Annotated in this window: 24 protein-coding genes; 14 read left to right on the top strand and 10 right to left on the bottom strand. The window is 71.9% G+C overall.

What is annotated here, in order from left to right:
* The first annotated feature begins 8 nt into the window (after window positions 1-8).
* Window positions 9-1118, top strand: a complete 1110-nt coding sequence (hemE, locus tag OG623_RS06255) for a uroporphyrinogen decarboxylase (protein WP_406145035.1) — start codon at window positions 9-11, stop codon at window positions 1116-1118.
* A gap of 30 nt (window positions 1119-1148) precedes the next feature.
* On the opposite strand, the gene OG623_RS06250 is transcribed toward hemE, so the two are convergent.
* Entirely contained in the window at window positions 1149-2528 is a 1380-nt protein-coding gene (locus OG623_RS06250) for an FAD-dependent oxidoreductase (protein WP_406145033.1), read from the bottom strand.
* 61 nt (window positions 2529-2589) lie between these two features.
* Window positions 2590-3576: a DUF4349 domain-containing protein gene (locus OG623_RS06245; protein ID WP_406145031.1), complete on the bottom strand. Its 987-nt coding sequence runs from the start codon at window positions 3574-3576 to the stop codon at window positions 2590-2592.
* A 126-nt stretch (window positions 3577-3702) separates the two neighbouring features.
* On the opposite strand from OG623_RS06245, the gene hemG reads away from it, so the two are divergent.
* Both hemG and hemQ read left to right on the top strand, forming a co-directional pair.
* The gene (gene hemG, locus OG623_RS06240; RefSeq protein ID WP_406145029.1) at window positions 3703-5190 is read left to right on the top strand and encodes a protoporphyrinogen oxidase; all 1488 of its coding nucleotides are present in this window, start codon (window positions 3703-3705) and stop codon (window positions 5188-5190) included.
* Window positions 5191-5194: 4 nt separating this feature from the next.
* On the top strand, window positions 5195-5908 hold the full coding sequence (gene hemQ / locus OG623_RS06235) for a hydrogen peroxide-dependent heme synthase (protein ID WP_406145028.1): 714 nt from the start codon (window positions 5195-5197) through the stop codon (window positions 5906-5908).
* Between the two features lie 160 nt (window positions 5909-6068).
* Here the strand turns inward: hemQ and OG623_RS06230 are convergent, their stop codons facing one another.
* Entirely contained in the window at window positions 6069-6845 is a 777-nt protein-coding gene (locus tag OG623_RS06230) for a TIGR04222 domain-containing membrane protein (protein ID WP_406145026.1), read from the bottom strand.
* 328 nt (window positions 6846-7173) lie between these two features.
* Between OG623_RS06230 and OG623_RS06225 the strand changes: the two genes are divergently transcribed.
* Both OG623_RS06225 and OG623_RS06220 read left to right on the top strand, forming a co-directional pair.
* Window positions 7174-8334, top strand: coding sequence for an RNA-guided endonuclease InsQ/TnpB family protein (locus OG623_RS06225; protein WP_406145024.1), 1161 nt, complete (start codon window positions 7174-7176; stop codon window positions 8332-8334).
* Between the two features lie 380 nt (window positions 8335-8714).
* A complete protein-coding gene (locus tag OG623_RS06220) occupies window positions 8715-10064 on the top strand; it encodes a family 43 glycosylhydrolase (protein WP_406145022.1) in 1350 nt (449 codons plus the stop codon).
* Between the two features lie 9 nt (window positions 10065-10073).
* Here OG623_RS06220 and OG623_RS06215 read toward each other — a convergent pair whose 3' ends face one another.
* Window positions 10074-10853, bottom strand: coding sequence for a peptidyl-tRNA hydrolase (locus OG623_RS06215; RefSeq protein ID WP_406145020.1), 780 nt, complete (start codon window positions 10851-10853; stop codon window positions 10074-10076).
* Between the two features lie 73 nt (window positions 10854-10926).
* On the opposite strand from OG623_RS06215, the gene OG623_RS06210 reads away from it, so the two are divergent.
* The 3 genes from OG623_RS06210 to OG623_RS06200 are packed head-to-tail and all read left to right on the top strand — an operon-like array spanning window position 10927 to window position 12013.
* Window positions 10927-11604: an AIM24 family protein gene (locus tag OG623_RS06210; RefSeq protein WP_406145018.1), complete on the top strand. Its 678-nt coding sequence runs from the start codon at window positions 10927-10929 to the stop codon at window positions 11602-11604.
* A complete protein-coding gene (locus OG623_RS06205) occupies window positions 11604-11819 on the top strand; it encodes a hypothetical protein (RefSeq protein WP_406145016.1) in 216 nt (71 codons plus the stop codon). The genes OG623_RS06210 and OG623_RS06205 overlap by 1 nt, the downstream gene beginning before the upstream one ends.
* A 14-nt stretch (window positions 11820-11833) precedes the next feature.
* The gene (locus OG623_RS06200) at window positions 11834-12013 is read left to right on the top strand and encodes a hypothetical protein (protein ID WP_406145014.1); all 180 of its coding nucleotides are present in this window, start codon (window positions 11834-11836) and stop codon (window positions 12011-12013) included.
* A 31-nt stretch (window positions 12014-12044) separates the two neighbouring features.
* On the opposite strand, the gene OG623_RS06195 is transcribed toward OG623_RS06200, so the two are convergent.
* From OG623_RS06195 to zapE, 4 genes are all read right to left on the bottom strand, one after another.
* On the bottom strand, window positions 12045-12932 hold the full coding sequence (locus OG623_RS06195; protein WP_406145012.1) for a polysaccharide deacetylase family protein: 888 nt from the start codon (window positions 12930-12932) through the stop codon (window positions 12045-12047).
* Between the two features lie 94 nt (window positions 12933-13026).
* Window positions 13027-14403, bottom strand: a complete 1377-nt coding sequence (locus OG623_RS06190) for an alkaline phosphatase PhoX (RefSeq protein ID WP_406145010.1) — start codon at window positions 14401-14403, stop codon at window positions 13027-13029.
* A 193-nt stretch (window positions 14404-14596) separates the two neighbouring features.
* On the bottom strand, window positions 14597-15022 hold the full coding sequence (locus OG623_RS06185) for an OsmC family protein (protein ID WP_362894356.1): 426 nt from the start codon (window positions 15020-15022) through the stop codon (window positions 14597-14599).
* 84 nt (window positions 15023-15106) lie between these two features.
* Window positions 15107-16228, bottom strand: a complete 1122-nt coding sequence (gene zapE / locus OG623_RS06180; RefSeq protein ID WP_406145008.1) for a cell division protein ZapE — start codon at window positions 16226-16228, stop codon at window positions 15107-15109.
* Between the two features lie 37 nt (window positions 16229-16265).
* Between zapE and OG623_RS06175 the strand changes: the two genes are divergently transcribed.
* The 4 genes from OG623_RS06175 to msrB all read left to right on the top strand — a co-directional run bounded on the left by OG623_RS06175 (window position 16266) and on the right by msrB (window position 19512).
* Window positions 16266-17039, top strand: a complete 774-nt coding sequence (locus OG623_RS06175; protein ID WP_406145006.1) for a pyrimidine reductase family protein — start codon at window positions 16266-16268, stop codon at window positions 17037-17039.
* 158 nt (window positions 17040-17197) lie between these two features.
* Window positions 17198-17650: an indole-3-glycerol phosphate synthase gene (locus tag OG623_RS06170; protein ID WP_406145004.1), complete on the top strand. Its 453-nt coding sequence runs from the start codon at window positions 17198-17200 to the stop codon at window positions 17648-17650.
* Between the two features lie 50 nt (window positions 17651-17700).
* Entirely contained in the window at window positions 17701-19095 is a 1395-nt protein-coding gene (gene murC / locus OG623_RS06165; protein WP_406145002.1) for a UDP-N-acetylmuramate--L-alanine ligase, read from the top strand.
* Between the two features lie 9 nt (window positions 19096-19104).
* Window positions 19105-19512 carry a peptide-methionine (R)-S-oxide reductase MsrB gene (gene msrB, locus OG623_RS06160; RefSeq protein WP_406145000.1) on the top strand — a complete coding sequence of 136 codons (408 nt, stop codon included), beginning with the start codon at window positions 19105-19107 and terminating at the stop codon, window positions 19510-19512.
* 24 nt (window positions 19513-19536) lie between these two features.
* On the opposite strand, the gene OG623_RS06155 is transcribed toward msrB, so the two are convergent.
* Window positions 19537-20013: a hypothetical protein gene (locus OG623_RS06155; RefSeq protein WP_406144998.1), complete on the bottom strand. Its 477-nt coding sequence runs from the start codon at window positions 20011-20013 to the stop codon at window positions 19537-19539.
* Window positions 20014-20107: 94 nt separating this feature from the next.
* Window positions 20108-22522, bottom strand: coding sequence for a GTPase-associated protein 1-related protein (locus OG623_RS06150; RefSeq protein WP_406144996.1), 2415 nt, complete (start codon window positions 22520-22522; stop codon window positions 20108-20110).
* A gap of 193 nt (window positions 22523-22715) precedes the next feature.
* Here OG623_RS06150 and OG623_RS06145 point away from each other — a divergent pair, with 193 nt between their 5' ends.
* A complete protein-coding gene (locus tag OG623_RS06145; RefSeq protein ID WP_406144994.1) occupies window positions 22716-23573 on the top strand; it encodes an alpha/beta fold hydrolase in 858 nt (285 codons plus the stop codon).
* A gap of 38 nt (window positions 23574-23611) precedes the next feature.
* On the top strand, window positions 23612-24115 hold the full coding sequence (locus OG623_RS06140) for a MarR family winged helix-turn-helix transcriptional regulator (protein ID WP_406151696.1): 504 nt from the start codon (window positions 23612-23614) through the stop codon (window positions 24113-24115).
* Window positions 24116-24175: the final 60 nt, after the last annotated feature.

The raw sequence follows: 24175 nt of genomic DNA, 5'->3' as shown, positions 1-24175 counted from the left end.
TTCTGTGCGTGAGTGCCAACGACCTTCCCCCAGACTCCAGCTCCGCCCGATCAGGGGAGGGCCCGTCCGCGGGCCTGCGGACCACCTCCGCCACCCATGATTCGGCGTTCCTCAAGGCCTGCCGCCGTGAGCCGGTGCCCCACACCCCGGTCTGGTTCATGCGTCAGGCCGGGCGCTCGCTGCCCGAGTACCTGAAGGTCCGCGAGGGCATCGCGATGCTGGACTCCTGCATGATGCCGGAGCTGGTCACCGAGATCACGATGCAGCCCGTGCGCCGCCACAAGGTCGACGCCGCGATCTACTTCAGCGACATCGTCGTACCCCTCAAGGCCATCGGCATCGACCTCGACATCAAGCCCGGCATCGGCCCGGTGGTCGCCGAGCCGATCCGCACCCGCGCCGATCTGGCCAGGCTGCGCGACCTCACGCCCGAGGACGTCCCGTACGTCACCCAGGCCATCGGGATGCTGACCGCCGAGCTCGGGGCCACGCCGTTGATCGGCTTCGCCGGTGCGCCGTTCACGCTGGCGAGCTATCTCGTGGAGGGCGGCCCGTCCCGCAACCACGAGCGCACCAAGGCCATGATGTACGGCGACCCGGAGCTCTGGGCCGACCTGCTCGACCGGCTCGCGGAGATCACCGGCGCCTTCCTGAAGGTCCAGATCGAGGCCGGCGTCTCCGCGGTGCAGCTCTTCGACTCCTGGGTCGGCGCCCTGGCCCCCGCCGACTACCGCCGTTCCGTGATGCCGGCCTCCGCGAAGGTCTTCGACGCCGTCGCGTCGTACGGCGTCCCCCGCATCCACTTCGGCGTCGGCACCGGCGAGCTGCTCGGCCTGATGGGCGAGGCCGGCGCGGACGTCGTCGGCGTGGACTGGCGCGTCCCGATGGACGAGGGCGCCCGCCGGGTCGGCCCCGGCAAGGCACTTCAGGGCAACCTCGACCCGGCGGTGCTGTTCGCGCCGACCGAGGCGGTGGAGGCCAAGACCCGCGAGGTGCTCGACGCAGCCGCGGGCCTCGAAGGCCACATCTTCAACCTCGGCCACGGCGTCATGCCGAACACCGACCCGGACGCCCTGACGCGCCTGGTGGAGTACGTCCACCGGCGGACGGCCCGTTAGCCGACTGCCGGCCGTACCGCTGCCCGCCGGTCAGCTGCCCGCCGCCCGCACCGCCGTCACGGCCTTGCGGGCGGCCACCAGGACCGGGTCCCAGACGGGGGAGAACGGCGGGGCGTAGCCGAGGTCCAGGGCGGTCATGGCCTCCACCGTCATCCGGGTGGTGAGTGCCACCGCGGCGACGTCCACGCGCTTCGCCGCACCCTCACGGCCGACGATCTGCACCCCCAGGAGCCGGCCCGTGCGGAACTCCGCGAGCATCTTCACCGTCATCGGTTCCGCCCCCGGGTAGTAGCCCGCCCGGCCGGTCGACTCGATGGTCACCGTGACATAGCGCAGGCCCACCGCGCGGGCGTCCTTCTCGCGCAGCCCGGTCCTGGCGATCTCCAGGTCGCAGACCTTGCTCACCGCCGTACCCACCACACCGGGGAACGTGCCGTAGCCGCCCCCGACGTTGGACCCGATGATCTGGCCGTGCTTGTTGGCGTGCGTGCCGAGCGCGATGTGCCGGGTGCGGCCGGCCACGAGGTCCAGGACCTCGACGCAGTCACCGCCCGCCCAGATGTCGTCGTGCCCCACGACCCGCATCGACTGGTCCGTCAGAAGGCCGCCGTGGGGTCCGAGCGGCAGACCGGCCTCGCGGGCCAGGGCCGTCTCGGGCTCGACGCCGATGCCGAGCACGACGACGTCCGCCGGGTAGGTGGCATCCTCGGTGGCGACCGCCCTGACACGTCCGTCGTCGCCGGTGTCGATCCGGGTGACCTCGGCGCCGTCGACGGTGGTGATGCCCAGACCGTCCATCGCGTCGTGGACCAGCCGCCCCATGTCCGGGTCGAGCGTCGCCATCGGCTGCGCGCCGCGGTTGAGCACCGTGACCTCGAAGCCGCGCTTCAGCATCGCCTCGGCCATCTCGACGCCGATGTAGCCCGCGCCGACGACGACCGCACGGCGCCCCGGGGCCCGTTCCAGCGACTCCAGGAGTGCCTGGCCGTCGCCCAGGGTCTGCACCCCGTGGACACCAGGGGCGTCGATCCCGGGCAGCCGGGGGCGCACCGGACGCGCGCCGGTGGCGATCACCAGCTTGTCGTAGCCCGTCCAGTACGTCTCGCCGCTGTCGCGGTCCAGCGCCCGCACCCGGTGCCCGGCGACATCGATCCCGGTCACCTCGGTGCGGGTGCGCAGATCGATCGCACGGGCCCGGTGCTCGTCGGGCGTACGGGCGATGAGCGCGTCGGGCCCCTCCACGTCGCCGCTCACCCAGTACGGGATGCCGCAGGCGGAGTACGACGTGAAGTCGCCCCGCTCGAAGGCGATGATGCTCATCGCGTCCGGCCCCTTGAGCCTGCGGGCCTGCGACGCGGCGGACATGCCCGCCGCGTCGCCTCCGACGACCACCAGTCGCTCCGCCGCCATTGCCAGGTCCCTTCGCCGCCGTGTGCAGGGTCAGGAGCCCACGCTACGGCGCCCGCGTGAACTACCGGGGCTGCGGGGCCTCCGTGGGCTCCGTGGCTTCTGCGGTTCCCGTGGCCTGCCGGGGTGCCGTACGGGGGCGCGGGGGCAGCCGGCGGCGCAGCAGCCGCCACAGAAGCACCACGACGGCCGCAGTGGCCAGGAACGGCGCCACGGCACCGATCGCCATCCCGATCCAGCGCAGCGTCGTCACGAACGCGCCCCAGCCGCCGCTCAGCGCGTTGACGAACCCGCTGTCCTCGTCGTCCGACTCCTCGGACTTCGCTGCCGGTTCGCTGAGTTCGAGGGTGATGGTCGCCAGCGTCGTACGGTCCTTCAGGGACGCCTGCTGTGCGAGCAGCGACTCCAGGTCGGCCTGCCGGCTGCTCAGTTCACCCTCCAGCGTCACCACGTCGGAGAGTTCCTCGGCCTTGTCCATCAGGTCCCTGACCCGCGCGACGCTCGCCCGCTGGGTGGCGATCCGGCTCTTGACGTCGACGACCTCCCCGGTGACGTCCTTCGCGTTCGAGGTGCGGGACAGCAGCTTCCCCGACCCGGCGAGGCCCCTCAGCACCTCCTCGTAGCCGGCCTGGGGAACCCGCAGGACGAGACGGGACGTGTCGTGGGTGTCGTCGACCCGTCGCGTGCTCTCGTCCGCCACGAGTCCACCGGCGTCCTCCGCGGCGCCCCGGGCCGCCTCGACGGCGTCAGGGACGTCCTTCACCTCGACGGAGAGCGTCGCCGTGCGGATGACGTGGACCGCGACCGTGGAGTCCGCATTCGGAGCCGACGAGGAGCCGTCCGTGGACCGCGTGGCGGACTCGCCGCCGGCACCGGTCGCGGCGGGGGCCGCCGCCTTGCCGTCGGACACCGCTCCCCGGTCCTTCGTACCGCTGTCGGAGCCGGAGCACGCGGCGGTGGCCAGGAGCGCCACGAGCAGAGCGGAGGCCGCCAGCGCGCGTGAACGGCGGCTGACCGGTGGATGACTGTCCGTGTGTCGGTCGATAGGCATGTCGCGTCCCCCCGGGCTGTGGTTGCTGGTGCCTGTTCGACGCGGGGGGCCGGTGCGCGGGTTTCCTGTCAGCGGTTTCGAAGCGGTCACGTTCGGGACTCGGGACGGGTTTGAGAGAGTGGACCCATGCAGCGTTCTCTTCAGCGCGACACCACGCGTACGGGCCACGTCGTCGTCATCGGCGGCGGCATCGCCGGACTGGCCGCCGCCCACCGGCTGCTGGCCTCCGGCATCCGGGTCACCCTCCTGGAGGCGACCGCGCGGCTCGGCGGCAAGCTGATGACCGGTGAGATCGCCGGCACCCGGGTCGACCTGGGGGCCGAGTCGATGCTCGCGCGCCGGCCCGAAGCGGTGGAGTTGGCGACCGCGGCCGGAATCGGCGACCGGCTCCAGCCGCCCGCCACCGCCACCGCGTCGATCTGGACCCGAGACGCCCTGCGCCCCATGCCCAAGGGACATGTGATGGGCGTCCCCGGCGACCCGGCGGCGCTCAGCGGTGTGCTCTCGCCCGAGGGTCTTGCCAGGATCGCCGAGGAGCGCGACCTCACCCCGACCGCCGTCGGCGACGACGTCGCGGTCGGCAGTTACGTCGCCGACCGGCTCGGCCGTGAGGTCGTCGACCGGCTCGTGGAGCCGCTGCTCGGCGGGGTCTACGCGGGCGACGCCTACCGGATCTCGATGCGCGCCGCCGTACCCCAGCTCTTCGACGCGGTGAAGGAGGGCGGCCCGCTCCTCGACGGCGTACTCCGCATCCAGGAGCGGGCCGCCGCCCGGCAGCAGACCGGACCGGTCTTCCAGGGCATCGAGGGCGGCATCGGCACCCTGCCGGGCGCCGTGGCCGACGCCGTACGGGCGGGGGGCGCCGAGATCCTCACCGAGACCCCGGTGCTCGGCCTCACCAGGACCGGCGACGGTTGGGACGTGCGCACCGACAGCAGGGTGATCGCCGCCGGCGCCGTCGTCCTGGCCGCCCCCGCCTGGTCCGCGTCCACCCTGCTCGCCGCCGAGTGCCCAGCGGCCTCGGTCGAGCTGGCCGCCGTCGAGTACGCCTCGATGGCCCTGGTCACCATGGCCTTCAGGCGCTCCGACATCGCCGGCAACGACGCGCTCCTGGGGCGCTCGGGTTTCCTCGTACCGCCCGTCGACGGCCGCACCATCAAGGCCTCCACCTTCTCCAGCAACAAGTGGCGGTGGGTCGCCGACGCGGCCCCCGACCTCTTCGTGCTGCGCACCTCCGTCGGCCGCTACGGCGAGGAGGAGCATCTGCACCGCGAGGACTCCGAGCTCGTCGCCGCGTCCCTCGGCGACCTCGCCTCCGCCGCCGGCCTGACGGCACGGCCCGTGGACACCGAGGTCACCCGATGGATCGGCGGGCTGCCCCAGTACCCCGTCGGTCATCTCACCCGGGTCGCCCGCATCCGCGACGAGGTCGCCAAACTGCCGGGCCTGCGGGTGTGCGGAGCGGCGTACGACGGCGTCGGGATCCCGGCCTGCGTGGCGAGCGCGCACCGCGCCGCCGACGAGATCGCCCGGGACCTCACGGGCGATGCCGAAGGGGAGATCGGCAACACGCCGACCCGGGTTCGGGGCACGGGGAGCGAGGCGGGACAATAGCCGTATGAGTGCGCCAGAAAAGCTTCCGAACGCAGGCAAGAAGGCCAAGGACCTCAACGAGGTCATCCGCTACACCCTGTGGTCCGTCTTCAAGCTGAAGGACGTCCTTCCCGAGGACCGCGCCGGTTACGCCGACGAGGTCCAGGAGCTGTTCGACCAGCTCGACGCGAAGGACACCACGGTCCGTGGCACCTATGACGTGTCCGGACTCCGGGCCGACGCCGATCTGATGATCTGGTGGCACGCCGAGACCTCCGAAGCGCTCCAGGAGGCGTACAACCTCTTCCGGCGCACGAAGCTGGGCCGCGCGCTGGAGCCGGTCTGGTCGAACATGGCGCTGCACCGCCCCGCCGAGTTCAACAAGTCGCACGTGCCGGCCTTCCTGGCCGACGAGGAGCCGCGCGGCTACGTCAGCGTGTACCCCTTCGTGCGCAGCTACGACTGGTACCTGCTCCCCGACGAGGACCGCCGCCGTATGCTCGCGGACCACGGCAAGATGGCCCGCGGCTTCCCCGATGTGCGTGCCAACACCGTGCCCTCGTTCTCGCTCGGCGACTACGAGTGGGTGCTGGCCTTCGAGGCCGACGAGCTGTACCGCATCGTCGACCTCATGCGTCATCTGCGGGCCTCCGAGGCGCGGCTCCACGTGCGGGAAGAGGTGCCGTTCTACACCGGACGCAGGAAGTCCGTCGCAGACTTGGTGGCCGGACTCGCATAGCCAGCGTTTCCGGTCATCCCGACCCGGAAGATCAGTTGGCGGGCAACGGCGCGTGTGACGCCGCCGCCCGTCGTTCCAGCGACACCGGGTCCGGACACAGCACCGGGGCTGCCTCCCCACGGAGGCGGCCCCGGTGCTGTTCTGTCCCGTACCGCGCGCGTCAGACGCCGGTGCGCGGTCCGCTCGACAGTGCCGCCCTCAGGTCCGGGTCCTCCAGGGCTCCCACGCCCCGCACCGCCAGCGCGGCCAGCAGATCGCGGTCCGCGCCACGCGCCGGGGCCGGCAGCGAATCCAGCCAGCGCTGCCCCGTGGGGGAGGCCCACCGGCTGTACGGAGGGTTCTCCACCCGTGCGATGGCCAGGCAGCCCAGCGTCAGCACGAGCGGCAGCCCGAACCAGGCGGCCACCGGGCCTCCGTAGCCCGTGCCCTGACCCGGCATCAGCATCGCGGTGACCGCGAGGACCACCACCAGCACTCCCGCCCCGCGCACGGCCCGCACCGCCGACTCCAGGACCGTCGTGGTCGCGTGCGGCACGGCGAGCCCCGCGGCGACGAGGTGGTCGGCGAGGGCGCGTACGGCGTCGGTGGCCGCCGCCGCGGCCCGTATCGGGGCTATCCGGGACTGCCCTTCCGGGCCGATCGCGCGGATCACCGTGCGCTCGACCTCGTCCCGCCCCTCCGGGTCGACGACCGTCGCCCAGCCCGTGCGGGCGAGCAGCAGCCTGCGCCGCAGATGCATGGAGACCAGCGCCAGATCGGCCACCCGCTGCGGTCCGCCCGCAAGGAACGCCGTCTCGTACAGATTGAGTTCGGGGGAGGCGGGCGCCCGCGCGGCACCGGCCGGTCGCTGCGCCGCACCCGAGGTGACGAGGCACAGACGGATACAGGATGCGGCGGCCGCGCCCCACGCGACCACAAGAAGCAGGACCCAGAGCATGGCCGATTTCTATGCGAACCAGGCAGGAAAGCGCTATGCCCTGTTCACGATATGGACCGATGTCGGTCACGGCCGGTCATCGGCGGCCGAATCCGGACGGCTGCCGCCCCGTGCCCGGCCTCGGACATGGCCCACACGCCGGTGAACTCGGAAAGGGGGACGTTCAGCGTGATCTTGCGAGGAATCCCGGGCGTTCGCGCCCGGAAGGGGGTGTCCGGCGGAGCTGGAGAACGCCGGGGGTCGAACAGGTGGTCGCTGGTTCGCTGGAAGGTGGGACTGGTTTACGGAAGTCGGCCACATGTCCGGTGAGGTTTGTACGGTCATCGGTATGAAGCTCGTGGTGCAGGTCAAGCTCGTGCCGGATGCCGTGCAGGCGTCGGCTGTCGAGTCGACCCTGCGCGCGGCGAACGAGGCGGCCTGTTGGGTGTCGGAGGTCTCCCGGCGGCATTTCGGGTTGAAGGGATCGGTCCGTGAGCTGCGCGGGCTGTGCTACGTCGAGTTGAAGGGCCGGGGGTTCGGTGCCCAGGCTGCGCAGCATGTGATCAAGCGGGTCGCGGACGCCTACCAGGCGCTGCGGGCCGGCATCAAGGCCGGAAACCTCGGTGCTGCGGGCTCGAAGCGGCGCGTGAAGGCGGAGTCCAAGCCGATCGTGTTCCGACCGGATGCGGCGCACACGTACGACGACCGGTGTCTGTCGTGGAACTACGACGCACGGACGGTGTCGATCTGGACGCTCGCGGGCCGGATCAAGAACATCCGCTTCGCCTGTTCGGCTGGGGCGCTCAAGCAGCTCGCCGAGCACCGCCAGGGTGAGTCCGACCTGGTCCGGCGGGACGGAAAGCTGTTCCTGGTCGCCACCGTCGACATCCCCGAGCCGGAGGTGTTCGAGCCCAAGGGCTGGATCGGAGTGGACCGCGGTATCGCCAACCTCGCCACCACCAGCGACGGCGACAACCACTCCGGGCGCCGCCTCGGCCGATACCGTAGGTGGCAGGCGTGCAAGAAGGCCGAGATCCAGGCCAAAGGGACACGGTCCTCCAGGCAGCTGCTGAAGAAGCGGGCGCGCCGGGAGGCCCGGCACGCCACGCACATCAACCACAAGATCGCCAAGACAGTCGTTGCTGTCGCCCAACGCACCGAACGCGGCATCGCTCTGGAAGAACTGAGGGGCATCCGCGAGCGGGTCACGGTTCGACGCGACCAGCGAGCACGACTGTCCTCCTGGCCCTTCCACCAACTCGGCACCTTCATCGAATACAAGGCGCGCCGCGCCGGGGTGCCCTACCTGGAGGTGGATCCGGCCTACACCTCGCAGCGCTGCCCGCGCTGCGGGAACACCGAACGGGCCAACCGGCCCACCCGGGACCACTTCTCCTGTCGGCGGTGCGGCCTCGCTGGGCCCGCCGACCACGTCGCCGGGGTCAACGTGCGCGACCGCGCACGCTCGGCGTGGGTATTCGTCAACATGCCCGACCCGGTCCCCGCATAACGTGGCGACCGGTGGATGTGCCCCGTGACCGCCCTGCCGTAGGGGGTAGTCGGGAGCATAAGCAACGCCCTGACAAGGACTCAGCCCCCAAGCTCGGCCCCTTCAGGCCCGAGTTGGTTGACAGCTGAATTTGAGGTTCCCGAGCGGCCCGTATAGGCGCCGTTATCTGATCGTGATGCACCTTTCGGACTCAACGACACCCCGATGACCTGCGGAGACGCGGAGTAGCACGGATATGACGACCTGCCGGACACGCCGGATTAATTCCGGGCTCCGTTGACGGAGATCAACAGCCGTTCGCATCCTGAGCGCCGTGCCCCAAGGGCCGTGCAGGCGGTCCATGACATTCCCGGTGAGCCGGACGAAGGAGAACGTGCCCCATGACCAGCACCGAGAACAGGCCGGGTCTCGGCCGGCGGTCCCTGCTGAGCCGAGCGGCCGGAGTGGGCGCGGCTGCCGCGCTGCCCGTGGCCGCCGCGCCGGCCGCACGGGCCTCCGCCGCCCCGGCGAGCGGCCGCCCCGACCGGACCACGACGAAGCGCCACCCGGAGAACTGGCCCTCCCAGGAGCCCTACGGTCTCGCGGACACCCGGCCGGACCTGTGGCCCCGTGAGGACAACTCCTTCGTCCTGCCGCTGGAGTTGCGACCCCGCGACAAGGAGCGCGGGGTGGTCTGGATGAGAGACACCTACGTCAACTGCTTCGTCGTCGACGGCCGTCCGCTCTACGTCGCCACGGGCACCACCCGCGTACCGGGCCTCGAAGCTGCCGGCCCGTGGAACGACGGCATCTTCGTGTGGGTGGCCCGCGACCTGGAGGGGCCCTGGAAGCTGGCCGACACGACCGGGATCCGGCCGGACGCGGAGAAGGGCAAGGTCTGGTCGCCCGAGTTCGCCGACGAGAACCGCGCCGGGCGCACGGTCGTCGCTCCGTGGCAGGAGTACTGGCACGACGAGGAGTTCGGCAAGCGCGGCCAGGCGTGGGCGCCGGAGCTGCACCGCTTCAGGGGGAAGTGGTACATCGTCGCGTGCATGGGTGACCACTCCCGGAAGGTCGGCTCCTTCATGCTGGTGAGCGAGGGCGGGGTCGAGGGCCCGTACCGGCTCGTCGAGGGCAATCTGGAGAAGCCGTTCGGCGACTCGTTCATCGGGGGACCGGCCTTCATCGAGCCCGGCGCCTACCACCACATCGACGGCAGCCTCTACTCCGAGGGCGACGACGCCTGGCTCGTGCTGCACAACAACCTGTACGCGAAGTTCCGCGACGACATGGAGGACATCGTCACGCCGACGGACCTCCCCGAGTTCCGGCAGACGCCCTACACGCCCGAGCCGTACCTCGAAGGCGCGTACGTTTTCAAGCACGGCGGGAAGTACTTCCTCCTGCACGCCGCCTGGGACCGGACGTCGATCGAAGCCGACGGCACCGCGCGCCAGGGCTACGACGAGGCGGGGACCGGCCGGGTGCAGTACCAGTACGACGCCATCGCCGCCGTCTCCGACAGCTTCGAAGGGCCGTACTCCCAGCGCTGGACCGTCGGCGTCGGCGCGGGGCACAACAACTTCTTCGAGGACTCCGACGGCGCTCTGTGGGCGACGTTCTTCCGCAACCCGAACTTCGGGCACTGGTCCAACCCGGCGCGCCTGGCCGACGCGGCCGTGCCCGGCGTCGTACGGGTCGAATGGACCGGCCCGAAGGGCAACCGGCTGTACGTCAGGCGCCAGGGGTGACGACCTGACTCAGCGGTGCAGCGCCGGGTGGTCGGCGACGACCGTGCAGGAGCCGGGGGCGACCTCGGTGAATCCGGCGTCCCGCACCACCGGCAGTCCGCTCGCGGTGAGTTCGCGCCAGCGGGCGGCGTCCGGTGTGGCGACGGAGAGCGGGAACCCGGCCTCACGCCAGGCCGCGCGCTCCGCGTCGGACAGCTCCCACCAGGCGAGCTGCGCACCGTGCCCGGCCTGCGCCATCGCCTTGCCCGCCGACATGGCGACGTCCGGATTCATCCACAGCACCGGGCCGGTCAGGTCGGGCGCCGCCGGGGCCTCGGGGTCGTCCAGGTCGGTGCCCGACACCTGGAGCTTGGCCAGCTCCTTGGGCCAGCCGTCCAGGGGCACCGGCGGGAACACCCGGACCTCGGCGTGCTCGCCCGTGACCGTGATCCCGGGCAGCGCGGACGCCTTGCGCCACTCAGCGCCGCGCGCTCGCCGCACCACCTTGCGGATGCGGGCGTCCTGCCAGTCGCGCACGGCTTGCGCCCACTCGCCCTCGACGCCGCCTTCGCCTTCGCCTTCGCCTTCGCCGCCGAGCGAGCGGGGGTCCGAGAGCAGCGTGAGCACCGCGCGGGCGGCGGTCACCAGGGCGTCGTTGCGCGCCGGGGGTGCCGTCTTCTCCAGGTGCACCACCAGCGGCAGGACGAACTGCGGGGCTTCGTCACGGGCCGTCGGCTCCGTACGGAACGGGCTCTCGACGGGGGCGGCCGGCGCCGCGGGAATGGTCTCGGGAATGCTGTCGCTGCTCACGCACCCAGTCTGCCAGGCCACCGTGACCACCGGTTCTTGGCGGAAGGGAGGGCTCCGGGTGAGGATGCGCGCTATGAAGAGCGATCTCTTTGCCGATGAGCACATGGCCCGGCAGACCACGGTCCCCGGCATGACCCTGCAGAACGCCAAATCCATCAAGTACGCCGTCAACGGTGAGATGCACGCACGGCAGGGCTCGATGATCGCCTTCCGGGGCAGTCTCCAGTTCGAGCGCAAGGGCCAGGGCATCGGAGGCCTGCTCAAGCGCGCCGTGACCGGCGAAGGGCTGCCGCTGATGGCGGTGACCGGCCAGGGCGAGGCATGGTTCGCCCACGAGGCGGCCAACTGCTTCATCGTCGAGATGGAGCAGGGCGACGTCCTGACCGTCAACGGCCGTAACGTCCTCTGCTTCGACGCGAGCCTCTCCTACGAGATCAAGACGGTGAAGGGCGCCGGGATGACCGGCGGTGGGCTCTTCAACAGCGTCTTCAGCGGATACGGCAAGCTCGGCCTGATCTGCGAGGGCCACCCCATCGTGATCCCCGTCACCGCACAGCAGCCGGTGTACGTCGACACGGACGCGGTCGTCGGCTGGAGCGCCCAGCTGTCCACCTCGCTGCACCGCTCGCAGAGCTTCGGCTCGATGGTGCGCGGCGGTTCGGGCGAGGCGGTCCAGCTGATGCTCCAGGGCGAGGGATTCGTGATCGTACGGCCCAGTGAGCTCAAGCCGGAGAAGTCGTCGGCCAACTGATGCTGCGAGGTGCGGGCCGCCGGTACGGCCTGCGCGGCCCCTGGGTGCTGCGCGGGCCCGACCTGGACCTGCCCGCGCGGGCCGCGGTGTCGGGGCTGGTCTCGGGCTCGCTGACCGGCACGGTACGGATGCCGCTGCTGCCCCTGGCAGGGGCAGCCGTGGTCGCCGTCGCGGTGGCCGCGTTCACCTCCAGGATCGCCGCGCTGCGCGGGTGAGTACGCTCGTACGTATGGACGATGCGTACTGCGAGACGCCCGCGCCGGACCGCGCACCCGTGGACGCCGGCCCGCCCTACGCCGAGTGCGTGCTGTGCCGGAAGCCGACCGAGTACCCGGAGTCGACGAAGGGCAACACACTCTGCCCGGTCTGTGCCTGGCAGGAGGCCGCGCGCACCGCCTGCTCCGGCTGACGGCGCGGGCGTCGGTCGAGCGGCTCAGCTCTCAGCCCCGCATCAGCTCGGAGACCTTGACGAAGCGGTAGCCGCGCTTCCGTAGCTCCGGGACGATCCGGCGTACGGCGTCCTCGGTGACGGGGGCCGCGCTGCGGGTGCAGTGCATGACCACCAGCGACCCCGGCTTCACCTCGTCCAGGACCTGCTCGGCCACCGCGTCCGTGTCCGTGGCGAAGGCGTCGCCGCTGATCACGTCCCACTGGACCGCGGTCACCCCGGTCGGGGCCAGCGCCTTGAGCGAGGCGTCGTCGTAACAGCCGCCGGGAAAGCGGAAGTACGGCACGACGTTGCGCGCACCCGTCTCGCGGATCGCGGCGAAGGTCCGCTCCACCTCGCCCCGCATGTCCGGCTTCTCGACGGTCGGCAGCCCGTAACAGGGCGAGGCGAAGGCGTAGTGGCTGAACGAGTGGTTGGCGATCTCGAACAGGGGGTCGGTGCCGATCGAGCGGGCCTGCTCGGGATACTCCTGCGCCCAGCTGCCGGTCATGAAGACCGTCGAAGGGACCTTCAGCCGGCGGAGCGACGCGATCAGGCCGGGATTGTCGAAGTGCTCGCCGTCCGCGGCACGCGGCCCCTGATCCGCCGTCATGTCCGCGTCGAAGGTGAGCGCCACGACCTTGCCCGCCGCGGACCCGCCCGCCCGTCGTTCGAAGACCGGTGTGAGACCACCGGGGCCGGGGGCCAGGACGGGCGGTTCGCTCTCCGCGGCCGACGAGGGGGACGAGGGGGACGAGGGGGACGGGGACCCTGTCGCCGGCCGCGGGGAGACTGTCGGACGTGCGGCGGTTCCGGCGGGGGCGGTGCCGGAGCTTCCGCAGCCGGCGAGCACCCCGCCCAATACCGCCAGGGCGATTGTCGTACGAACGGATTTGATCACTGAGGGACGCTAGCCGTCGGTCGACCGGATGGTCCTCACGCCGCTCCGGCGCCCCGCCGGATCACCCGTCTGCCCACTGCCGTCAGGGCCTCGGTCAGCGCCAGGGGCCCGTCACGGCGAACGTCGTCCCCGGTGTGTAGCAGTTCACGAACATCGTCCCGCCGTCCGGCGAGAACGTCACGCCCGCGAACTCACCCCACTCCGGCTCCTCGTCCGTACCGATGTTCTGCCGCCCTCCGGCCATCGCGTAGACCTCGCCGCGCCGCGTCACCCCGAGCACGTACTGCGCGCCGCCACCGTCCTCGCAGACCATCAGGCCGCCCCCTGGGGCGAGGCAGATGTTGTCGGGGGACTCGCCCGGCAGCTGGATGTCGGTGTCCGGGCCGAAGGCGATCACCAGGGTGAGCCGGCGCCGCTCCGGTTCGTACCGCCACACCTGGCCGAAGTGGTCGGCGGCCGACCCCTCCGAGCTGTGCGCGAAGCTGGAGACGAAGTACACCGATGTCCCGCCCCAGTAACAGCCCTCCAGCTTCTGGGCGTGCGTGATGCCCTTCGGCCCGAAGTCCTGGAGCCTGATCGGTGTCCGCGCGGCCGCCGGATCCGGTACGGGAACCCACTCGATCCGGTCGAAGCTCGCACCCGTCTCCTGGATCACGGAGAGGTCGGGGACACCGGGTACCCGCATGGCCTCCAGCGCGCCGCCGGCCCGCAGGGAGCCCGTACCGCCGAGCGGCTTCTCGGGGAGGAAGCGGTAGAAGAGCCCGAACGGCCGGTCGAACGCGTCCTCCGTCTCGTACACGATGCCGTTGTGCGGGTCGATCGCGATGGCCTCGTGCTGGAAGCGTCCCATCGCGGTCAGCGGGACGGCGCCCGTGCGGTGCGGATCCGCGCCGTCCACCTCGAAGATGAAGCCGTGGTCCTTCGTGTAGCCGTTGGTGCCGGCCTTGTCCTCGGTCTCCTCGCAGGTCAGCCAGGTGTTCCAGGGGGTGGGACCGCCCGCGCAGTTGACGGCCGTACCCGCGATGGCGACGCGCTCGCCGTGCACCACGCCCCGGCCGTCGACCTCGAGAGCGGTGCAGCCGCCCCTGCCCATCGGGTCGTAGGTGAGGCCCTCGACCGTGGGGACGGCGATCTCCGCGTCCTCCCGGTTCTCGTGGTTGCGCACCAGGCGGACCCGGCCACCGCGGCCGGCGAAGGCGGCCATGCCGTCGTGATGGCCGGGCACCCGGCCCTCGCCCGAGCGGAGCGGGTCGCCCTCCCGGGAGAGCACCCGGTAGCGGAAGCCCTTCGGCAGATCGAGCAGGCCGTCGGGGTCCGGCAGGAGCGGGCCGTAGCCGCTGTGGCCCCTGGCATCGGCCGTGCCGGAGAAGAGTTCGGTGAAGGCCCCGGTGAAGGTGACCGATGCGGCGGTCGCGGCACTGCCGGCCAGGACCTGTCGTCGTGTTGCGAGTCGTCGAGGTGCGGATGACATGAGGCAACTCCCTGTTGGCGGACAGGTGAAGTGACCCGCATGTGTGTAGCACGCGCGATGGCGCTCGTGAACAACGCGCGTCACCGCGTCTCATGCGTCCCGAGGGTGTCCGAGGGTGTCCCCGGGGCGGGTGATGGCCCCGGGGACACCCACGATCGATCAGGCCGTCGATCAGCCGCTGATCAGCCGTCGATCAGGCCAGGGACGCGGTGAGCGTGATGGTGGTGCCCGTGAGCGCCTGGCTGACCGGGCAGTTCGCCTTGGCGTCCTCGGCGGCCTTCGCGAAGCCCGCCTCGTCCAGGCCCGGAACCTCGCCCTCCACCGTGAGGTGGATGCCGGTGATGCCGGTGCCGGGCTGGAAGGTGACCTCGGCCTGCGTGTTCAGCCGGGTGGGCGGGGTGCCCGCCGTGGCCAGGCCGTTGGACAGAGCCATCGAGAAGCAGCTGGAGTGCGCGGCCGCGATGAGCTCCTCGGGGCTGGTCTTGCCGTTCGCCTTCTCCGCGCGGGACGGCCAGGACACCGGGTACGCCCCGATCCCTGAGGAGTCGAGGGTGACAACGCCATTGCCCTCGAGCAGGTTGCCTTCCCAGACCGTGTGCGCCTGACGCGTGGTAGCCATGCTGGATCCCTTCGAAACGGTGTGCGCGGTCGGAGGGGTGTATCCGGCGCCGCGAGGCACCCGTACACCCTTCGACCCCCGAACCTACTGCTCCACCAGTCCCTTTGCGTCACGCGCCAGTGCCGTCAGCCGTGAGATCGCCCGGAAGTACTTCTTCCGGTACCCGCCGTTCAACATCTCGTCGCTGAACAGCTGGTCGAAGGGGAGGCCGGAGGCGAGCACCGGGACCTCACGGTCGTACAGCCGGTCCGCGAGCACCACCAGGCGCAGTGCCGTCGACTGGTCGGGCACCGGCTGCACACCGGTGAGGCAGACCGCGGTGATCCCGTCCGTCAGCGCGCCGTACCGGCTCGGGTGGACCCGGGCGAGGTGGTCGAGCAGGGCCGGGAAGTCGTCGAGGGCGGCGCCCCGGTGCGCGTACGCGGCCTTGGTGACCTGGGCGTCGGAGTACGGCGGCGGGGCTTCGGGCAGGCCCCGGTGGCGGTAGTCGTCGCCGTCGATGCGCAGCGGCCTGAAGTGTGCGGAGAGGCCCTGGATCTCGCGGAGGAAGTCGGCCGCGGCGAAACGGCCCTCGCCGAGCTTGCCCGGCAGCGTGTTCGAGGTGGCGGCCAGCGCGACGCCCGCCTCGACGAGCCTGCTGAGCAGGGACGAGACCAGGACGGTGTCGCCCGGGTCGTCCAGCTCGAATTCGTCGATGCAGAGCAGCCGGTGCCCGCTCAGGGTCTGCACGGTCTGCTGGAAGCCCAGCGCGCCGACCAGGTTCGTCAGTTCGACGAAGGTGCCGAAGGCCTTGAGCGAGGGCGCGGCGGGGGTGGCGTGCCAGAGGGAGGCCAGCAGGTGCGTCTTGCCGACGCCGTAGCCGCCGTCGAGATAGACCCCACGCGGCCCGCTCGACGCATCCGGGGTCTTTTTGCCGAACCGCCCACCCGTCGCCCGCCACCAGCCTCTTCCCGACTTGCCCGACCCCGTGGCATGCGCTCCGCCGAGCCCCGCGGCGAACGAGCCGAGGACCTCGACCGCCTCGGTCTGGCTCGGCTGGTTCGGGTCGGGTACGTACGTATCGAAGCGCACCGAGTCGAAGCGCGGCGGCGGCACCATCTCCGCGACCAGCCGGTCGGCGGGGACGCGCGGTTCGAGGGCGCACAGGGACTGCGGGGCCGTTTCGGCTATGGGGCTCTGCCCCGGCACGGCTGTGGAGGACGACACAACGCTCCATGGTAGAGGCCGTGCCAGACTGCTGCGCATGCGACGCCTGCTGCCTGTGACGGACCTGACAACCCCGGCCGTCTCCGCCGCCGACCGCGAGTGGACGCTCGACGAGCTGGCCGACGCCTACGCGTATCCGCACGGCGACGGCCCCTGGCTCCGGGCCAACATGGTCTCCACCCTGGACGGCGCCGCCCAGCACGACGGCCGTTCCCAGGGCATCTCCAGCCCCGCCGACATGCGGATCTTCGGCACCCTGCGGGCGCTGGCCGACGCCGTCGTCGTCGGCGCCGGGACGGCGCGTCAGGAGGGCTACAGGCCCGCACGGGTCCGCGACGCGTTCGCCGCCCGGCGCGCTGCCGCGGGGCAGCGGCCCGTCCCGGCCGTCGCGGTCGTCAGCGCGGGCCTCGACCTGGACTTCTCACTCCCGCTCTTCGCTTCGCCGCTGGTCCCGACCCTCGTGGTCACCGGGGCGACGGCACCCACGGACCGGGTCGCGGCGGCCAGGGAGGCGGGGGCCGAGGTGCTGTTCGCCGGGGACGGAGCCGCCGTCGACCCGGCGCGCGCCGTCACGGAGCTGGGGCGGCGGGGTTTCGGCAGGCTCCTCACCGAAGGGGGGCCACGGCTCCTCGGCCAGTTCGTGGCGGCCGGGGTGCTGGACGAGCTCTGCCTGACCCTGTCCCCGCTGCTCACCGCCGGAGCCGCTCAGCGCATCGCGGGAGGCCCCGCCGTCACCGTGCCGGAACGTTTCTCCCTCATCTCGCTCCTGGAGGAGGCAGGATTCCTCTTCAGTCGGTACGGGAAGATCTGACACTTAGCGGAATAACCCGTTCCGGTTAGCCCCGGATGGGCAGACTAGGTCCTGCAACCCCGTGCGACTGCGGGGAAGGATGGTTTCAGCAACAGCGGTCGTCCCTGCGGCCGACGAGATGAAGCGGAAGGGCGCCTGTCGTGTTCACAAGCGTTTTGATGGTCGAGAAACCCCTCACCCCCGAGGACGTGGAGTTCGTCACGACCCTCCACGGTGAGGAGCGGATCTCGTTCGTCGTGCTGATGCAGCCCCGCAGCGACCAGGCCGATGTGCTGCTGCGTGCGATCGACGACGTGGCGATCGGCGAGCTGCGCGAAGCCGTTCGCGAAGGCGAGCAGCCGGAAGGCAAGGAGGCCAGGGAGCCCGCCGAGATGGCGCTGGAGTACTCGCTCCGGGAGCTGCGCGAGGCGGGTTCGGAGGCTGTCGGACAGGTGATCGAGGACCACCCCCTGGACAAGCTGAAGACCGTGGTCGAGGACTCCGGGGCGGACGAGGTCATCGTGCTGACGGCGCCGCACTACGTCGAGGAGTTCTTCCACCGCGACTGGGCGTCCCGGGCCCGTCACAAGGTCGGCGTACCGGTGCTCAAGCTCTTCGCGCACAGCGAATAGGCTGGGGCGGACCCAGACCCCACGCACGTCACACCTCGGGAGAGACACGTATGGCACCCGGTATTCCTGCCGCCCTTGAACGGCCGCACTTCATCGGCATCGGCGGCGCCGGAATGTCGGGCATCGCGAAGATCCTGGCCCAGCGCGGCGCGAAGGTGGCGGGCAGCGACGCCAAGGAGTCCGCCACCGCCGAGGCCCTGCGCGCGCTGGGGGTGACCGTCCACATCGGGCACGCCGCAGGGCACCTGGCCGACGACGCGACCTCGGTGGTCGTCTCCAGCGCCATCCGGGCCGACAACCCCGAGCTGGTACGCGCCGCCGAGCTGGACATCCCCGTCGTCCACCGCTCCGACGCGCTCGCCTCCCTGATGGAGGGCGCGCGCGCCCTCGCGGTCGCCGGCACCCACGGCAAGACCACCACCACGTCGATGCTCGCCGTGGCGCTGTCCGAGCTGGGCCTCGACCCCTCGTACGCGATCGGCGGCGACCTGGAGGGCCCCGGCACCAACGCCACGCACGGCCACGGCGACATCTTCGTCGCCGAGGCCGACGAAAGCGACCGCAGCTTCCAGAAGTACGCCCCCGAGGTCGCGATCGTCCTCAACGTCGAGCTGGACCACCACGCGAACTACGCGTCGATGGACGAGATCTACGAGTCCTTCGAGACGTTCGTCGGCAAGGTCGTCCCGGGCGGCACCCTCGTCATCGCCGCCGACCAGCCCGGCGCCGTCGAGCTGACCCGGCGGGTCCGCGAGCTCTCCTCGCTCACCGTCGTCACCTACGGCGAGTCCGAGGGCGCGGACGTCCGCGTGCACAAGGTCACCCCACGCGGTCTGACCAGCGAGGTCACGGTCGTCCTCAACGGCAAGTACCTCACCTTCGCGGTCTCCGTGCCCGGCCGGCACTACGCGCACAACGCGGTCGCCGCGCTCGCCGCCGGTGTCGCCCTCGGCATCCCCGCGCACAACCTGGCCTCCGCCCTCGGCAAGTACACCGGGGTCAAGCGCCGCCTCCAGCTCAAGGGCGAGGCCGCGGGAGTGCAGGTCATCGACTCGTACGCCCACCACCCCACGGAGATGACCGCCGACCTGGAGGCCATGCGCGGCGCGGCGGCCGACGCCCGGATCCTGGTGGTCTTCCAGCCCCACCTCTTCTCCCGCACCCAGGAGCTCGGCACGGGGATGGGCCAGGCCCTCGCCCTCGCCGACGCCTCACTGGTCCTGGACATCTACCCGGCCAGGGAGGACCCCCTCCCCGGCGTCACCAGCGCGCTGATCATCGACGCCGCGAGGGCCGCGGGCGCCGACGTCACCGCCGTCCACGACAAGGCGTCGATCCCCGGAGCCGTCGCGGGAATGGCGAAGCCCGGCGATCTGGTTCTCACCATGGGAGCGGGCGATGTCACCGACCTCGGCCCGCAGATCCTGGACCACCTGTCGAGCTGAGGAGCCACCGTGTCGTACGACGTCGAGAAGCCGGACGAGCAATGGCGGGCGGAGCTGACGTCCGCCGAGTACGCGGTGCTGCGCAAGGCCGGCACCGAGCCCGCCTTCGTGGGTGAGTACACCGACACCACCACACCGGGCGTCTACTCCTGCCGCGCCTGCGGTGCGGAGCTGTTCCGCTCGGACACCAAATTCGAGTCGCACTGCGGCTGGCCGTCCTTCTTCGACCCGAAGGACACCGACGCGGTCGAACTGCTCCAGGACAGCAGCCTCGGCATGACCCGCACCGAGGTGCGCTGCGCCCGCTGCGGCTCGCACCTGGGCCATGTCTTCGAGGGCGAGGGCTACCCCACGCCCACGGACCAGCGGTACTGCATCAACTCGATCTCGCTGACGCTGGCGCCCGACGAGAGCTGAGCACCCGGGCCGGGCCGGCCGCCGTCAGTCCTGATCGGAATCGGACGCGGCGGCCGCCTCGGCGCGCAGCAGCGGGTGCACCACCCCGGGGAAGACCCGGGCCCGCACGACCTCCTCGGCCGCACCGCCCCGCACCACCGTCTCGGCCACGCCCCAGGGACGTCCCGCCAGACGGACGGTGAGGGTGTACGACGCGGAGCAGCCCATGCACTCGTAGCGGTCCGCCCAGATCTCCACCTCGGTGAGGCTGCCCGGGTAGCGCTTCACATGCCGGTGCCTGGCGTGACAGCGCTCGCACGTCTCACCCGGCTCACACGTACCGCCGCACGGACACGGCACGTCCAGCGACTCCGCGGGCAGCCACCGCTGGAGGAGCCGGGCCTCGTCGGTCGCGCCCATGTCCTTCATCGCCTTCAGGTTCCGCGCGGCGACGTTGTACGACTCGCCGGTCGCGGCCATCCGGTCCCGGATGACGTCCTTGCGTCCACGGTTCGTCGTCATGCTGTTTCCTCCTGGGTGTCACGCAGCCCGACAGGAGGCACACGAGAGCAGAACGTCCCACGGTACCTGTCGTGCGGGGCGTCCGGTGACCTCGTCACGCCCTGCGCACCCGCCCCGCGATGCGTCTGCCGAGCCGTCCCAGGGAGCGCGACGGACGGTTCCAGGCGCGGAAGGCGTCCAGGGTCCGGCTGCTCCCCTCGCGTTCCACGGCCGCTTCCACCGCGGCGAGCTCCTCGGCGGACAGGGCGCGTACCACCGGGCGCAGCACCTCGTCCAGCAGGGCGGTCCTGGTGCGGGTCCAGTCGTCGCCCGCGTGCGGGTGGGCGTTCCATACGGTGAAGCAGTCCGCCACGTACGCGGGGTCCGCCCGCAGCAGCGCCAGGACCGCGTCACGGCGGGCCGCTCCGCCGTACGCCGCGATCAGGCCCTCGTCCCCGCTGTGCACGAAGGCGTACAGCTCGTCGCCCGGCCGGCCCGGGGCCAGCAGCCGGTCGGCCAGGGCACCGAACGCGTGCTCCAGGGCCGGGGCCTCGGCCGGTTCGGCGCGGCTGCGCAGGGTACGGGCGCGGTCCGCCCAGCCCGGTTCGCCCTCGCCGGCGCGCATGTCGCGGGCGAAGTCCAGCAGCATCAGGCAGGCGCGTGTCCGCGCGCCGGTCTCCTGCGGGAAGCCACGCAGGAGGTCGTGGGCGAGCTCGGACGCCTCCTCGTCGCCGGAGGGCGCGGCGAGGGCGGCGTCGACGAGACGTGCCCAGGTGCCGGCCGCCCGGTGGGCGTCGGACGTGGTCTCGCCCAGCAGTGAGCGGGCCTCGGCCGCCGTCGGTACGTCCTCGCCCCACACCAGGCCCACGGCGGTCCGCAGCACCAGCGGCTCGGCGAAGGGGGACATGCCCGCGGCGCGCAGCACCGTGTGCAGGACGCCCACCCGCTCCGTGCCCCGGGCCTTCGCCCCGGGTGCCTCGGCGCACATCCGCAGATGCGGCAGCGCCTGCGTCCCGGTGAACGGCAGCGGGACCAGGGCCAGCAGCCGTTCCGTGTCCGCGGGGCGGTCGGGGGCGAGCCGGTCCAGCTCGCCCAGGAGCGCCGTACGGACGTCGAACTGCTCGTCCAGCAGATCCAGCAGTGTCCGGTACCCGCCCTCGCCCGGGTCGTCCAGCAGCGCGCGCGCCAGCCGGCCCACCACGTCGGGCATCAGCTCCGCATGGTCGACGCCGAGCAGCCTGACGATCCGCAGCAGCTGCACGGTCCGCGCGACACCCGCGGGCACCGCGGACGACAGCTCGGCCAGCAGCTCGTCGCCGAGCTCATCGACCAGCGCGGCCAGGGCGCGTTCTCCGGCGGGCTCGTCGAAGGCCGTACGCGCGGGCGGCTCCAGGGTCACGTCCCCGCCCCGTACCGCCTCCGTCACCAGCAGCGCGGCCAGCGGCGCGGTGACCGACGCGGGGCAGCGGCCGTCCAGCGCGGTCAGCAGCCTGAGCGCCGCGGCACACTCCGCGGCCGTACGGTCGTCGGCGGGCGCGGTCAGCGCCCCGGTCAGCTGCCGGGTCCTGGACTCGTCCAGCGCGTAGGGCCGCTCGGCCGCCCAGTCGGCCGCGGCCGCCCGCTCCTCCGACCCGAGCTCGATGCCGGCGCCGAGCGCGGTGACGGCGAGCGGTCCGGCCGCGAAGGGCTCGCCCGGCAGCTCCGCGGCCCGGCGGAACAGCTCGGGGGCCCGGCTGCGCCAGATCCGGGCCGCCGTCGCCGCCCACGCGTCGTCCACCGCGGGGGAGGGGCGGGGGCCCGAGGCGTTGTGCACACGGAAGCGGGGGTCCTGGATGTCCGGCGCGTCCTCGGGCAGGACACCGATGACCCGGTGCGTGGCCCGTCCCGGATGCCGGGTGTACGTCGTGAACGTCAGCCGCTCGGCGTGCTCCCGGGGCAGTACGGCCGTGGCCAGCGCCACCCACCGGGCCACGTCCGCGCTGTGCCGCTCCACGAGCACCACCGGCGGCGCGGACGGGTCCTCGCTCGCGCGGCGCAGATCGCCGAGCACGGCGGCCAGCCACGGGCTGCGGGCCACGGCGAAGTCGCCGAGCCCCTCCCTGCTGAGCCCCCGCGAGGGACCGTCCGCGGTGACCAGGGACGTCAGCGGGTCGGGCAGTCTGCGGTCCGGCGTCAGGGAGAGCCATCCCGCCGCTCCCCACGCGGCGATGGGGAGCACCTGGCCGGGTATCGGCGCACCGGGCGTGAGATGGACGGCGTGGGCGTGGAACCCGCCCGTGCCCGTGGCCACCGTACGGCTGAGCAGATGGCTGCCGTCCGAGAGCAGGGCGAAGCCGAACGCGACGGGCAGTGCGCGGAGCCGTGCGTCGGGGAGCGGGTCGGGGGTGTCCGGCGGGGCGTCGTACGCCAGGAGCGGTGCGGCCTCCGCGCGCACCGGCCCGGGTATCGCGGGGTCCACGGCGGTGAACCGGCCGGCGGGCACCCCGTCCCCGGACATGACGGAGGTGTAGTGCAACTGCGGGAGGCTCATGCTTAAGGCCCTCATCGTCCCTGCCACGTGCGTCCCCGTCACACGCACCGCCGCTCGCCGCCCTGTCGGTGCGGCCCGGCCCGGCGGAGCGACGACCCCGGCGGGGAGCTTTCCGCAGTCGTGCGGGCGACGCTATCAAGCCCTGACGCCCCGTTGGACCCGCGCCCGGGGGACAAGCCCTTAGGTTGGCTCCATGACCGACGTGACGACCGACGCGACCGAGGTGACGCTGTCCGCGGGAGTGGTGGAGTACGAGGACACGGGCGGGGACGGCCCCGTGGTGGTGCTGCTCCACGGTGTGGCCATGAACGGCTCGCTGTGGCGCCATGTCGTCGCCGGGCTGCGCCCCGACGTCAGATGCGTCGTGCCCACGCTGCCATTGGGCGCCCACCGCAGGCCGATGCGCCCCGACGCCGATCTGACGGTTTCCGGAGTCGCCCGTCTGGTGGCGGAGTTCCTGGAGAAGCTGGACCTCGATGACGTCACACTCGTGCTGAACGACTGGGGCGGCGCGCAGGCCCTCGTCGCGGAAGGCAGGGACCAGCGGATCGGCCGACTGGTGATCACCTCCTGCGAGGCGTTCGACAACTATCCGCCCGGGCTGCCCGGCCGCAACCTCGCGATCGCGGCCCGGACCCCCGGCGGACTGCGGCTCGCCTTCGCCCTGCTGAAGCTGAAGCCGATGCGCAGACTGCCCCTGACCTGGGGGTGGATGAGCAAGCGGCCGGTCCCGCACGAGGTGATGGACGACTGGTTCCGGCCCCTGTGGACCTCCGCGGCGATCCGCCGGGACCTGCGGGCGTACGTGCTCGGGGTGCCGCCGAAGGACGAACTCCTCGCGTGGGCCGAGGCGTTGCGCACCTTCGACCGTCCCGCACTGGTCGTCTGGGCGACCGAGGACAAGGTCATGCCGCCCGCCCACGGCCGGCGGCTGGCCGAGATGCTGCCACGGGGCGAACTCGTGGAGATCGCCGACAGCTTCACCCTCATCCCCGAGGACCGGCCCCAGCCGCTGACCGAGGCCATCAGGGCCTTCGTACCGCTGCCCTGACCGGGACGGGAGACCCGGGGCCGGTGGCCGGGTGGTATATGTGCGGTGCAGAGCCCCGAGGTACCGCGCAGGCGGTCGAGAGAAGGACCGTGGACAAGCCGACGCACCTGATCGAGTTCGAGACGATGCTGCTCGGGCGGCACCTCCAGCCGAGCGTGCTCCGCGCCAGGGGCGGCCGACGTCTCGACCGCAGCGCCTACACGCTGCTGAGCCGGATCCGTATGGAGGGCCCGATGTCCATCGGGCAGCTCAGGGAGGCCTTCGGTCTCGACGCCTCCACCCTGAACCGGCAGACCGCCGCCATGCTGCGGGCCGGCCTGGTCGAACGCATCCCGGACCCCGACGGGGGTATCGCGCGCAAGTTCCGCATCACCGATGCGGGTGAACGCGACCTCGACGAGGAGCGCGCGGACAACATCAGCGGCCTGGAGCGGGTCATGGCCGACTGGACGCCCGACGAGGTCGACCGGTTCGCCGAGTACCTCAAGCGTTTCAACAGCGACATCGAGAAGCTCGACGGAAGGCCCTGGCCCCGTCCCTGAGCGCACGGTGACGCGTGCGTCACACGCGTGTGCCGCTTGTCGCACAGACGCAACAGTCCG

The organism is Streptomyces sp. NBC_01012 (assembly GCF_045162755.1).
Lineage (GTDB): Bacteria > Actinomycetota > Actinomycetes > Streptomycetales > Streptomycetaceae > Streptomyces.
This window is presented reverse-complemented; position numbering and strand designations above follow the sequence as displayed.